Annotated in this window: 11 protein-coding genes; 4 read left to right on the top strand and 7 right to left on the bottom strand. The window is 68.1% G+C overall.

The window, feature by feature from the left end; genetic code table 11:
- Nucleotides 1-719: 719 nt before the first annotated feature.
- A complete protein-coding gene (locus tag F0U60_RS43245; protein WP_395808951.1) occupies nucleotides 720-1889 on the bottom strand; it encodes a ribonuclease D in 1170 nt (389 codons plus the stop codon).
- Between the two features lie 66 nt (nucleotides 1890-1955).
- Between F0U60_RS43245 and ttcA the strand changes: the two genes are divergently transcribed.
- The 4 genes from ttcA to F0U60_RS43225 all read left to right on the top strand — a co-directional run bounded on the left by ttcA (nucleotide 1956) and on the right by F0U60_RS43225 (nucleotide 5024).
- Nucleotides 1956-2831: a tRNA 2-thiocytidine(32) synthetase TtcA gene (gene ttcA, locus F0U60_RS43240; protein ID WP_395808949.1), complete on the top strand. Its 876-nt coding sequence runs from the start codon at nucleotides 1956-1958 to the stop codon at nucleotides 2829-2831.
- Complete coding sequence (locus F0U60_RS43235) at nucleotides 2810-3637, top strand: TerB family tellurite resistance protein (protein ID WP_395808947.1); 828 nt, start codon at nucleotides 2810-2812, stop codon at nucleotides 3635-3637. The genes ttcA and F0U60_RS43235 overlap by 22 nt, the downstream gene beginning before the upstream one ends.
- Nucleotides 3638-3655: 18 nt before the next feature.
- Nucleotides 3656-4477, top strand: a complete 822-nt coding sequence (locus F0U60_RS43230; protein WP_395808945.1) for a phosphate/phosphite/phosphonate ABC transporter substrate-binding protein — start codon at nucleotides 3656-3658, stop codon at nucleotides 4475-4477.
- An 82-nt stretch (nucleotides 4478-4559) separates the two neighbouring features.
- The gene (locus F0U60_RS43225; protein ID WP_395808943.1) at nucleotides 4560-5024 is read left to right on the top strand and encodes a peroxiredoxin; all 465 of its coding nucleotides are present in this window, start codon (nucleotides 4560-4562) and stop codon (nucleotides 5022-5024) included.
- Nucleotides 5025-5048: 24 nt separating this feature from the next.
- Here the strand turns inward: F0U60_RS43225 and F0U60_RS43220 are convergent, their stop codons facing one another.
- The 6 genes from F0U60_RS43220 to F0U60_RS43195 all read right to left on the bottom strand — a co-directional run bounded on the left by F0U60_RS43220 (nucleotide 5049) and on the right by F0U60_RS43195 (nucleotide 12705).
- Nucleotides 5049-6311: a hypothetical protein gene (locus F0U60_RS43220; protein WP_395808941.1), complete on the bottom strand. Its 1263-nt coding sequence runs from the start codon at nucleotides 6309-6311 to the stop codon at nucleotides 5049-5051.
- A gap of 75 nt (nucleotides 6312-6386) precedes the next feature.
- Nucleotides 6387-6998 carry a TIGR02265 family protein gene (locus F0U60_RS43215; protein WP_395808939.1) on the bottom strand — a complete coding sequence of 204 codons (612 nt, stop codon included), beginning with the start codon at nucleotides 6996-6998 and terminating at the stop codon, nucleotides 6387-6389.
- A gap of 131 nt (nucleotides 6999-7129) precedes the next feature.
- Nucleotides 7130-8302: a serine/threonine protein kinase gene (locus F0U60_RS43210; protein ID WP_395808937.1), complete on the bottom strand. Its 1173-nt coding sequence runs from the start codon at nucleotides 8300-8302 to the stop codon at nucleotides 7130-7132.
- 78 nt (nucleotides 8303-8380) lie between these two features.
- The gene (locus F0U60_RS43205; protein ID WP_395808935.1) at nucleotides 8381-11395 is read right to left on the bottom strand and encodes a choice-of-anchor D domain-containing protein; all 3015 of its coding nucleotides are present in this window, start codon (nucleotides 11393-11395) and stop codon (nucleotides 8381-8383) included.
- A 187-nt stretch (nucleotides 11396-11582) separates the two neighbouring features.
- On the bottom strand, nucleotides 11583-12443 hold the full coding sequence (locus F0U60_RS43200; protein ID WP_395808933.1) for an alpha/beta fold hydrolase: 861 nt from the start codon (nucleotides 12441-12443) through the stop codon (nucleotides 11583-11585).
- Nucleotides 12444-12531: 88 nt separating this feature from the next.
- Complete coding sequence (locus F0U60_RS43195; RefSeq protein WP_395808931.1) at nucleotides 12532-12705, bottom strand: hypothetical protein; 174 nt, start codon at nucleotides 12703-12705, stop codon at nucleotides 12532-12534.
- Nucleotides 12706-12777 lie beyond the last annotated feature (72 nt).

Below are 12777 nucleotides of genomic sequence, written 5' to 3'. Positions count from 1 at the left end.
TTGCACTTCTGTGGCCACCCCTTCCAGGGCAGGCCCCACCGCTAGTGCGAGGGCGATGCTACGCTTGTCTTCGGCTCGTAGGCGAGGCCCATCATCAAAAAGCGTCAGACAATCGCCCGGAGTTCCGCGCCGCTTGCAAAACCGTCCATAGGATTGTGCCAGAGCTGATTGCCACGCTTCGCCAGTCTCAGGCGAGGACGCTAACGCCAGCCTCCGGCCAACGTACAGCGGGGGATATGAAGTGGATACCCGCAGTGGGATGTGGAGCCAAAACATCGTCAGGGCGGCCGTAAGCTCGGAGTCACTTACGTGCACAGACTGAAAGTTCGTGGGCAGGTTGGAAAAGGCCGCCTCGCCCTCACGGCGGTGCGTCAAGCCCGCCCCTGTGGGTCCCTTCGTTGCGCACGCGGTAAGCAGCATCAGCGCAGCCAAGGCGAGCGTGCCCCCGCGCGAAGTGTGCCGCTCTTCCACCAGGTACGAATTGCCGAAATGGTTAGACATCGCCGTGCCTCTCCGGGCCCGATCGGTTGGATGCCGAAACCCGCAGACAGGGCACGGCGCCGATTGCTACATCTTTGCCAAAGGGCCCGAGTCAGCGGTACGGATTGTCTGGACATGCCCGCGGACTCCTCCCTTCTGAGCAGGAGGACACAGCGGATTGAGCACGGGCATGGATACCCTCACCCCGTCCCTCTCCCAGAGGGAGAGGGGAGGGGGGCTCAGCTCTGAGACGGGTGCTGGGCGAGCAGCGTCAGCAGCTCCTCTCCGTAGAGCTGCACGCGCTTGTCTCCGATGTAGGGCACCGTTCGCAGCTCGTCGAGGTTCGCCGGCGGCCGCGACACCAGCGTGTCGAAGATGGCGTTGGGCATTACCACCGACGGCGTCACCTTTCGCGACGCCGCCTTCTCCGCCCTCCACGCCTTCAGCGCGTCCTCCCGCTTGCGCCGGTTCGCGTCCCTCGGGCCCTTCTGCTCCCCCGTCTCCGCCTTCAGCTCGCCTCGGCGTGACTTCTCCAGCAGCTCGCGCACCAGCGCCAGCACCTCGTCTCCGTGAGACCTGACGAAGGCGCCTCTCACGCCCGCCGCCTTCGCCAGCTCCTTGGAGTTGCTCGGAGGCTTCACCGCGATGTCCGAGATGGCCATGTTGGAGAGCATCCGCCCCATGGGGACATTCTCCGCCTCTGCCCACTCCAGCCGCTTGCGGTGCAGCGCGTGGGCGATCGCGTTGGCCAGCGTCAGCTGCGTCGGGGTCATCCCTCCCTTCGGCAGGCGCGGCTTGAAGTCCGCTCCTACGTCCGGACGCGCCGCCGCCTCGTCGCACATCCGCTGGCAGTCGAGCAGCACCTCCTCCAGGATGTCCGCCTTCCGGCACTCCTCCCGCACCTGTCTCCCCAGCTCCACCAGGTAGCGCACGTCGTTGGCGATGTAGTCCCGCATCCCCGGAGGCAGCGGCCGGAGCGAAAAGTCCGACTGCTGGTGCTCCTTCGGCAGCTCCACGCCCAGCCGCTCGCGCGCCAAATCCGCCAGCCCTACCTTCGGCCAGCCCAGCAGCGTGGCCGCTCGGTGGGTATCGAAGAGTCCGCGTACCCGCACCCCTGCCTCGGCCAGGTAGGGGAGGTCTCCCGACGCGGCATGGAAGAACTTCGTCCGCCCAGGGTCCTCCATCACCGGCGCCAGGAGCGAGGGCTCTACCCCCGGCTGCAGTGTGTCGAAGAGGTAAACATCCTCGTCCGTGCCTACCTGGAGGAAGCACAGCCGGGCGCGGAAGGCGTGCATCGCGTCCGCCTCCACGTCCACGGCCAGCTCCGGGGCTTGCTCGAGTTTCCGGGCGGCCGTCTGGGCCCCCGGGGCATCTACGATGTCTTGCGCACCTTGTGGGAAGGTCGGCATGGCGAAGAGCAGGCTAGCGGACCAGGTATGTACGTGTAGCGTGTTTTTTCCCCAGCCGCCGCTAGGATGACAACCCCGATGAACCCCGACGTCCTTCGCCTCGAGAAGAACCTGCTCGGCCACATGGGCCGCGCCATCTCCGATTACTCCCTCATCTCCAATGGGGACCGCATCATGGTGGGGGTGTCCGGTGGGAAGGACTCGTACACCCTCCTCTATCTCCTCCGAGAGCTGCAGCGCCGCGCGCCCGTGAAGTTCGATCTGCTGGCGGTGAACCTGGACCAGGGCCACCCTGGCTTCCCCGCGGACAAGCTGGAGGGCTGGTTCAAGAGCGAGGGCTTCGCCTACAAGATGCTCAAGGAGGACACCTACTCCGTCGTCCTCGAGGAGACGCCCCCGGGGAAGACCCAGTGCACCGTGTGCTCCCGGCTGCGGCGCGGCATCCTCTATACGGCCGCCGTGGAGCTGGGCTGCAACAAGATCGCCCTTGGCCACCACCGGGACGACCTCGCCAACACCCTGCTGCTCAACCTCTTCTTCGCCGGCTCGCTCAAGGCCATGCCGCCCATCCTCAAGAGCGACGATGGGCGCAACACCGTCATCCGTCCGCTGTGCTACGCGCCGGAGAAGGAGATCGCCGCCTACGCCGAGGCCCGGCAGTTCCCCATCATCCCGTGCGACCTGTGCGGCTCGCAGGAGAACCTGCAGCGCAAGCGCATGCAGCGGCTGATGGAGGAGCTGGCCAAGGAGATTCCCAACGTCCGGCAGAGCGTGCTGTCCGCCATGAGCAACGTGCGGGCGAGCCATTTGATGGACCGGAACCTTTTCGACTTTTCCGCGCTCGCGTCCGAGGGTACTCAACCCGAGGCGACGCAGTCGCAGGACGACGACGGCAGCAAGAACCCTGGGAGGGCTGGCGGATGCCTCGAGAGCAGGCAGTGAAGGCGCGCAAGGATCGCAACTCGGCGCTGGTGGAGGTGATGCTGCTGGCCGCCATGGCCGATGGCAAGGTGTCGCAGCGGGAGATTCAGACGCTGTTGCGGCGCGTTATCGAGCGCCCCGAGTTCGAGGGCACCAAGCCCGAGGAGCTCAACGCGCTGGTGGAGGCGAGCGCCCAGCGGCTGTCCAAGGCGCACGACCTGGAGGAGATCCTCTCCTCGTTCCGGGCGCGGCTGCCGGACCACAAGAACCGCATGCTGGCCTTCGGGTTGGCGGCGTCCATCGCGTTCTCGGACCACCGGGCCACGCGCACGGAGCTGGGCCTGCTCAAGACGTTCCAGGCCGCGCTGGGCATCTCCGAGGACGAGGTGGCGCAGATCATCGACGTCATCGAGGGCGGAGGCAGCCTGTCGGAGGCGCTGGGCGAGCCGCTGGAGCGCCTGTTCGCCGAGGTGATGGTGCTGGTGAGCGCGGCGGACGGACGCCTGAAAGAGGCGGAGGCGCGGGCGCTGGTGGAGAGCTTCGCGTCGGATCCGCTCTTCCACAACGTGAGCCCCGAGCGGGCGCAGGCCTTCGTGAGCGAGGCGGTGGCGGCGCTGGCGGCCGAGGGACTGCCGGAGCGGCTGCAGGTGCTGGCCCGGGGGCTGACGACGCATACCCAGCGGCTGAAGGCCTACCGGCTGGCGACGAAGATTGCCCACGCCAGCGGCCAGGAGCCGAGCCTGAGCGAGCAGCGCATCCTCAACATGCTCCAGGCGACCTTCGGGCTCGCGGATGACGAAGTGGCGCGTCTGGACCGCGAGGCGTAAGGAGAAGCCCGGCCCACCATGTCCGCCCCTCCTCCCTCTCCGGCACGATTCTCCTTCCGGTTCGGCCTGCCGCCCTCGCTGGGCAACACGCTGGCGCGCGAGCGGGCCGAGCACTTCTCCTCGTTCATCGAGCGGGCCCTGGGCCGCAAGGTGGAGGTGAGCGTGGCGTCCAGCTACGAGGCGCTGGCGAAGGATCTGCTGGCGGGCCGGGCGGACGCGGTATGGGCGCCACCCTTTGTGTGCGCGCGCGTGGAGGCCATGGGCGTGCGGGTGTTGGCGCGCGGGGTGCGGCGGGGCCGCTCGTCGTACCGCTCGGCGCTGGTGACGCGCGCGGGCTCCGGGCTCACGCTGGAGACGCTACAGGGCAGGCGGGTGGCGTGGGTGGACCGGGACTCGGTCGGCGGCTACCTGCTGCCCGTGGCGTACCTGAAGGCCAAGGGCCATGAGCCGGCGAAGACGTTCGTCTCGCAGCAGTTCGCGGGCTCGTACAAGGCGGCGCTGGAGGCGGTGCTGAGCGGGACGGCGGACATGGCGAGCATCTTCTGCCCGCCAGAGTCCACGGGCCTGACGTACGCGGACGGCGTGGAGGTGGTGCTGGCCGGCAAGGGGAAGGCGTTCGAGCTCATCGCCTACACGGAGGAGGCGCCCAACGACGGGGTGCCGGTGGGCATGAGCGTGGCGCCGGAGCTGGCGGGCCTGCTGGAGCGCGCCCTGTTGGGGCTGCACGAGAGCGACGAAGGCAAGCGCCTGCTGGAGGAGATCTTCTCGGCGGAGCGCTTCGAGCCCGCGCCGCGCATGGGCTACCGCGCCCTCTATCGCGTGGCCCTCGCGAGCCTCTGACTTCTTGCCATTTCGTTGCGTATTGCGTGCGCCGACGCAGGGCGTTATCGCGAGGGCTCCCCCCTTTTCCAGAAGGAGACCCATGGCGATTCAGGTCGGTGACGAAGCCCCGGACTTCAACTTCACCCATAAGGACGGCAGTTCGGTCAGCCTCAAGGCGCTGCTTCAGAAGAAGAAGGCCGTGGTCCTCTACTTCTACCCGAAGGACGACACCCCGGGTTGCACGGCCCAGGCCTGTTCCTTCCGCGACTCCTATGAGTCCTTCACCGAGGCGGGGGCCGAGGTCATCGGGGTCAGCTCCGATGCGTCCACGTCTCATGATGCTTTCGCCTCCAAGCACCGGCTGCCATTTACGTTGATCCCCGATGGGGACGGCTCACTTCGCAAGCGCTATGGAGTGCCGCGCTCCTTCCTGGGTCTGCTTCCGGGCCGGGTGACCTACGTCATCGACAGCAAGGGCGTCGTCCAGCACGTCTTCAACTCCCAGCTCCAGGCGACCCGGCACATCACCGAGGCGCTGGACGTCATCAAGCGGTTGCAGTCCTGAGCGCTTGCTGAGTGAGCGCTCCAGTCAGTGAGTCCCCGCCCGCGCGGGGCCCAGCATCTGGCCCTTGAGCGTGCTCGGGGCCACCGGGAGCTGCTCCATCCGGTACTGCGGCAACGCGCGGAACAGCAGCCAGTCCCCGCTTTCGAGCGGCCCTTTCACCAGGTGCCCGGTTTCAAGCAACTGCCGCCCGATGGGGACGGAGGTGTCGCCGCGCGTGAGCTGAAAATGGACGTGTTCCAGTCGTCCATCTTCCAGCTTCACCCGGCCCTCCACGTACACGCTGTCGTCACGGAGGAAGAGCTGTGAGGCGCCGTCCACCCGGCCATAGGAGTTGTCCGCGAGGATGAGCTCGAACTCCTCCTCGCGGAGCACCGAAGGGCAGTCCCCGCTTGGCGTGTGGCCCACCACGAGCCGGTGGATGCCGGAGCGGGCGAGCGTCTTGATGAGGGTGGAGGAAGGGAGGCCGGGGTGATTGCGCTCGTCGGCCATGCGCCCGTACACGACGCTGGCGGTGTTGATGCGCTTGCCCGGCGTGGGGGCCTGGTAGGCGATGAGCGGCTCCCAGGCCGGAGTGCCCGTCCTGTCGAGCCGCCCCTCGATAAAGGCCTCCATCTGCTCGCGATACCAGCGGTTGAGGGCCTCCACCCAGGCGTCCACACCCTCCACGTACTCTCCCGTAGGCACCACCCCGAGGCTGTGCTCGTGCACCCCGCCGTGGACGAAGAGGGTGTTGCCCAGGCGGTAGGCCAGCTGGCACACGGCGAGGTAGTCGCGCATCAGCCCCTGGGGGCCCAGGTCCTCGAGGAAGCTGGTCACCACGTCTTCATCGCTCACGGGCTCACCGGTGCGGACCAGCTCGTCCCGGCGAAACCTGAAGGCGTCGCGCGCCCCCATGGTGTTTTCGAAAATCCAACGCAGGAGCACTGGCCGTGGGGCGCTCCGCATGTCCGTGGGCGTACGTGGAAGGGGATGGCCGTTCAGCTCGCGCGCCAGGCGCAGCTTGTTGATGTCACGGTTGCCCGCCAGCAGGACGACCTGGGAGGGATGCCGGCGCTTGGCCTCGAGGAGCGTCTCAAGCACCCGCCGCCCATCGGGACCGCGGTCCACGGCGTCTCCCCCGTAAACGAAGGTGGCGCCCGGACGCACCACCAATCGCCTCCTGCCCTCGAGCGACACGTGTGGGTTGTCCCGGCAGAAGCTGGCCAGCTTCTCCCAGATGCCCTCCACATCCGTGAGGTAGGCCACAGGGTGATCGGCCTTGCTCGTTCCCGGCAGGGTACTCGCCATGAATGAATGGTGCTCCTCCGAATCGGGTCCGTCTACGCCTCATCCCAGAGGGCGACGCGTCCCTCACTCCGTCGTTCACCAGGAGAAGGCGATCTCGTTGTCCAGGGCGCCCACCAGCTTCGCGCTCACCCACACGCCCTTCATGCCCATCACCTCGAAGAGGCCGAGCAGGGCACCCTCGTGGATGAGGGGGTGAATGAAGTCGTGCTTCGTGAGGATCAGCCCGCTCCTGGGTCCCGTCCACTTGATGGAGCTCTCCCCATAGCTCACCCCTGCCCGGTAAGCCGTGGGCAGGCTGCTGATGAGGAGCCGCGGATTCCTCTGGTTCAAGGTGAGCATCGTCTTGCCCACCGCGGAGGACAGGAAGGGCGGTATCACCATGCACCCTACATATCGCAGCGCGTTCTCGAGGCTGTCGTGCTGCACCCGCAGGAGATTCGCCGCTGTGTAGGTGACCCGGAGGTACGCGGTGGCGGGGTACCTGAAGAAGCTCGTGAAGCTCGTCTCCTGACCTGCCTCGAGGCAACGCTTCACGGCCTCGTCTCCAAGGCTCCGGACCGCCGCCAGCGCGCCGTTGAAGAAGAACCCGCACATGGTGTCCGCGGGGGTGGCCAGGGCCATCCTCCGCTCGAATTCGTGAACTGAAACGACGTCACTCGTGTCCTGGCTGATGGACATGCTTCTCATGCGGCTCCCCCCGTCCTCAGAGCTGCCAGGATGAGCAGCATGCAGGAAGACCCAGGAAGGGCAAGACTGCCCCCGAGGCCGCCTGTCCACTGCGGCACTCCCACCTCGAGCAAGCCCGAGAGCGATGTGCGCTAGGTCTCTTCCGTGTCCTCACCCGGCTCGTGCGTGCTGACGGGGCGGCGGGGAGCGGGGGCCTGTGTGGCCCGAGTGCGCGGAGGTGTGCCCGGACTTGCCCCACCCCCTTGCGCGGGAGCTCGCGTCTGCCGAGTCTGCTGTCCTTGTCCCTGAGGGGGGGCCACCTGGGTCGAGGAGGACGAGCTGGCCTCTCGCGCGAGCCGCGGATCGTACTGGATGACGGTGGGCTCGCTGGCGAAGCGCTCCTCCTCGAGCTCCGTGGCGTACAGGTCCTTCATGAACGCGGTGAGGTGCGCGGGGGTGCCCGGGAGCCGCTCGGCGAGCAGGAAGTCCTCGAGCGCGAGCTGGAACTCCCCGGCGCTCTGGAAGCGCTCCTCGCGCTTGCGCGCCAGCGCCTTCATCACCACGGCGTCCAGCGTCTTGGGGATGCCGGGCACGGCCTCGGAGGGGAGGGCAACCCGGGCGCCGACCACGGCCTTCAGGGTGGCCATGTCCGACTCTCGCTTGAAGAGCCGCTGGCTGGTGAGCAGCTCGTAGAAGACGATGCCCAGGCCGTACACGTCCGAGCGCGCGTCGAGCTCCTCGCCGCGGGCCTGCTCCGGGGACATGTACGCGTGCTTGCCCTTGATGGTGCCGACGATTGTCTGCGACAGCTTCCCCGCGGCCTTGGCCACGCCGAAGTCGATGAGCTTCACGTTGCCGTTGAAGCCCACCAGCACGTTCTGGGGGGACACGTCGCGGTGGATGAGGCCCAACCGGCGGCCTGACGGGGTGCGTGCCTGGTGCGCATGGTCCAACCCCGCCGCGGCGTCCGCGATGATGCGGCACTTGAGCCCCAGCGGCAGCCCGCCCTTGCGGTGGTTGGCGCGCGCGTTCACCTGACTGACGGCCTCGCCCTGGACGTACTCCATGGCGATGTAGAGCACGCCGTCCACGTCCCCCAGCTCGTAGATTTGCGCGATGTTGGGGTGGTTGAGCAGGCCGGCGATGCGGGCCTCGTCCAGGAACATCTGGATGAATTCCTGGTCCTCGGAGAGGTGCGGCAGCAGCCGCTTCACCACCAGCAGCTTCTGGAAGCCCACGGGGCCCTTCTGCCGGGCCAGGAAGACCTGGCCCATTCCGCCCGTCGCCAGTTTTCGTAGCAGTTCGTAACGGCCGAAGGTTTCCACGCGAGGGGACAACCATATCCGCCTCGGGGCCATCAGAGGAAGGGACCCCGTCGTCTTGACGGGGCCCCTCGGGGACTCTCAGGGCGCCTTGGGAGGCACCACGCCGCAGGCGCTCCGGTAGCGGACCTCGATGGTCTGACCCGCTGTAGGCACCGCGGCGCCCCGGAAGATGACCGCGTTGCGGGCGGCATCGTAGGTCCACTGCTCCTCGGGGAGCCTCACGCCCTGGACGCGCACGGACATCTCCTCCGTCCCATTGGGCGTGGTGCTCAGGGTGAAGTCCGCCTGGAGCCCGTCCGCGCGCTGGAGCAGCTTGTCCAGGAAGGGACCGTAGTCGCCCCGGCAGATGGACTCCGCCGCGCCGCCCGTGCGCTGGGCCACGGTGCTGAAGCGCGGCCCCGGCGGGCCCGCGGTGGTGCAGCTGTTGTCGGTGGGCACCAGCGCGTGGAGCTGGGTGCGGTGCGCCATGCCGGTGCCCTTCACGGCCTGGAGGAACTGCACGTAGCTCTCCGGATCAAAACCCGAGTGGTCGTCCTCGTCGGCCACCACCACCACCGCGAGCCGGGCCGTGGGGCGCAGGAAGCCCAGGTTGCCGTCGTTGGGCAGCGGGGTGCGCGGGTCGTCCGCGCTGGTGGCCAGGGGCGAGGAGATCGCCTGCCGCATCGTCTCCAGGCCCTGCACCAGGTTGTGGCACAGGCCCGTGTCGTCGATGTTGGCCTGAAGGGTCTCCGCCGCGGTGGGCGAGTCACTGGAGACGGCACGCGCGCGGCGGCCATCCACGGGGACGAGCCGTCCCCCATCACCGCCTCCCGACGGTCCGGCGCACACGCTCGCGCGGGCCGCCAGACCCGTGCTGGTGACGCCCATGCGCAGATCCACTCCGGCCTGCCGCGCACGCTCCACCCACCCGGGCAGGGCCGCCTTCAGCCGCGCCTGGTAGGGCTCCATGGTGGTGGTGTTGGACACCACGAAGAGGACGTCCAGCTGGTTGTTGGTGCCCTGGATGAAGCGGTCGAGCTGGAGGCCCTCGTGGTTCGTCTCCGCCAGCAGCGGGACGAGCAGCGGGCTCGGCTCCTGCTCCGCGTTGACGAAGAAGGGGCTGTAGTGCTGGCCGAGCACGGTGCGCGAGTAGGTGAACTCCAGCTCGAAGCCCTCGCCGGGGTTCAGCATGCGCGGCAGGGCGGGCGGCGTCACCAGTTGGAACTGGTCACTGGTGCCCGCGCCGAGCGCGGTGTTGTTCACGATGACGGGCGCGGCGCACTGGTTGGAGATGAGCGTGCGCCGAGGTACCGTCGGGCAGTCATAGCGAATGGGCCCGAAGTCCACGAAGCTCGGCGCGGCCACCAGGCAGGTCGCCAGCGACACACCGTGGAGGGGCAGCGTCACCGTGGGCGCCGCGGGGTTGTTCACGGTCATCTTCAGCTCGCCGTGGAACTCGCCCGCGGCCGGGGGCCGGAAGGCGATCATCGCGCTGAAGGCCGTGTCATACGGCACCACGCCGCCCGCCAGCTTGCCGCCCGGCATGAAGAAGGCGCCCCCGCCGTCATTCGACAGGTGGATGTCCTTCACCGCGCACTCAGCTCGGCCAGGGTTGCGGAAGCGGAAGCCCAGCACCGCACCGCGGCCCGGCTCCACGTTGCCGAAGTCCAGGAGCGGCTGGGGCGTCAGCTCATAGACGCAGGGGCCCGTGCTCCGCGCGCGGCCGGTGAGGACGATTTCGCGATTGGGATTGAAGAGGTCATCCGAGACGAGCACCAGCGTGGCCTGCCAGGAGCCCTCGGCCTGAGGCTCGAAGTACACCGTCAGGTCCAGCGCGTCCGTGCCCGGGGCGATGGGAATGTCGTCGGCCCCCAGCTCCGGCCAGGCCGTGCCCGCCTTCCAGGGATAGGCCTGCTTGCCACGCAGAGGCACGTCCACCGAGAAGTTCTGCGCGGCCCCGGTCCCCTTCACGCCCCGGAAGTACAGGTTGCCCGTGCTGCCGCTGTTGGTGATGCGGATGGTCTTCCCCACCTTGCCACCTACGGGCAGCTCGCCGAAGTCCAGCGCCACCGGAGCCACCGCCAGGGCGGGCCGGCCTCCGCGCGCGTCCAGCATCACCTGCGCCTGGCGCGGCTTGTCCGACTCGTAGCCCACCGTGAGCAGGCCCGTGTTGGGGCCGGAGTAGCGCGCCGCGAACTCCAGGGGCAGCTCCACCTTCTCCCCCGGCTTCACCTCCTGCGCGCTCATCGGCGCGAGCGGCGTGAAGGACCGATCACTGGTGCTCAGCCCCTGGATGGTGACCGGCCGCCAGGTGATGTTGCGTGCGCGCGTGAAGGACTTGGTGCGCTCGTGCACGGGAATCTTGTCGAAGGGCACCGGCTCGGGGTCGAAGGCGAAGGCGTGCGCCACCGAGCGGCCAGCGAGCTCCGCCGTTGACGGCGTGCAGCTGGCGCAGGGCCTCACCTCCACCAGCGCGCGCATGTCGCCCAGGGCGCGCGGCAGGTACTTCGCCTCCAACTGATGTGTGCTGAGCGGCGGCACCGTGATGGTGTCCGTGCTGAAGGCGTCGGCCGCCTCGCCCTTCACCGTCACCGTGAGCGGCAGGTCCACCGGGTTGGTGATGGTGAGGCGCAGCGTGCGATCGCTGTCCACCTCCAGCGTCTCGAAGTCCAGCACCGCCGGGGAGATCTGCACAGGCAGGGGCACGCCCCGGCCCTGTACCCGGACGGTGTGCTCACGGCCCGAGTTGGCGTCCGTGGTCACATGGACCGTCTCCTCCAGGGTGCCCTCGGAGAGCGGGTGGAAGCGCACGAGCACCCGCATCTCGTCGCCGGGCATCACCCGCCCCTCGCCCTCAAAGGAGACCTCGTACGAAGGATCTCCCTTCAGCCCCAGTGCCTCTAGGGCATGAAAGGGCACGTAGCCCACGTTGCGTAGACGCACGACCTTCTCGCGCCATTGCCCAACCGGCACCTCTCCGAAGTCGAGGACATCCGAGTCCACTGCTGCCTTGGCCTGCACCGAGCGGGTATTCCCCGGCTCATGGCACGCGGCCAGAAACGCCGTCAGCAGCGACAGCCAGATGATCCGCCCACCGCCCAGCCCCGTTCTCATCGCCCGTTCTCGCCTCGAACCCATCCGGCTCGTTCTCAATCAAAACGCGTACCAACGGCGTGTCGACTGGCGGCCCAATAAAAACAGGGGCTTAGCGGAGGCAGGGAGGCAGGATGGGAGCAGGTGGAAGCGTCTTACCCTGTAGGGTGAAGGAGTTTTCCTGTCGTGCCGGGATGATCGGGCAGGACTATCGGGTGGGGGGTATGAACTGCCCCAGGGCCTGCGCCACGGCCTTCGGCTGTTCCAGGTGGACGTGGTGGCCACCGGGAAGCGTGAGGGGAGGGCGGAGTTGGCGAAGGGCGGCGAGCCGCGCTCGCGAGCGCTCGTCATCGAAGCGGAAGCCCTCGCTGCCGAGGATCAGCTGCATCGGGCAGGTGACGGCGGAGGAGATGGCGAGCCACTGGGCGTCGTCATAGCCGAAGGCGAAGCGGCGGCGGTGGGCCGGGTCGAACGTGAATGCGACGCCCTCCTCCACGGGCTCGGTGCCGTGACGGGCCAGGTGCAGCGCGGCGTGCTCCGGAAGAGACGGGTTGTTCTCCCGCAGGCGGGCGGCGGCGGCCTCCACACTGGGGTAGCGCTTGCGGTTGGGCGCGCGCTCCAGGTCCTCGAGGAAGCCGCTCAGCCGCACGAGCGCGTTTTCGGGAGGGCCGCCCGTGGGGCCCAGGCTTTCAATCAGGGTGATGCTGAGGACTCGCGAGGGGCGCGCGGCGGCATACGCCGTGGCGACAATGCCTCCCAGCGAGTGTCCGACGAGGTGCACCGCCTCCACCCCCGTGGCGCGCACCACCGCCTCCACGTCCACCAAATAGTCGGCGAACTGGTAGTTCGCGTGGCGTGGCAGCCAGGCGCTCCGGCCCATGCCGCGGAAGTCGAGCAACAGCAGCCGCCAGGACTCCGGCAGGTGCTCGGCGACGAGGTCGAAGCTGTGGGAATGGTCCAGCCAGCCGTGAAGGAACACGACGGCGGGAGTGCCCGCGGCGTTGCGCTGGCGCACGTGCAGGGCCAGGCCGTGGGCATCAACGGTCAACGCTTCAAAGGATGAAGGCAACGGCGGCTCCTCACAGGGACCGGGAACACTTCCCCAGGCCCCTCGGCTTGCCACGTTCCGCCGTTACTGGGAACCGCCAGCTCTCACTTCAGGCTTGAGGCTGAACCGACTCCACCGGAGTCGAGGCTGCGAGCACCAGGGCGAGCTGCTTCGCCTGGCCCTCGGTGGTGCACCGGTACTCCTGCACCTTCCCGTTGGCCTTCTCCAGCCGAAGAATCCAAACGTCCGCTTCCTTGGACACCACAGAACGAACCTGCGACATGGCTGCCTCCTTGAGGGCTGCCCTTCCCCCGCCTGCTTTCTAAGCATGCGGCATGCCGAGGCCTAGACTTGG

The organism is Archangium minus, from assembly GCF_044360475.1.
Classification (GTDB): domain Bacteria; phylum Myxococcota; class Myxococcia; order Myxococcales; family Myxococcaceae; genus Archangium; species Archangium minus.
The sequence above is the reverse complement of the archived record's forward strand: the minus strand, read 5'-3'. Positions and strand labels throughout refer to the sequence as shown.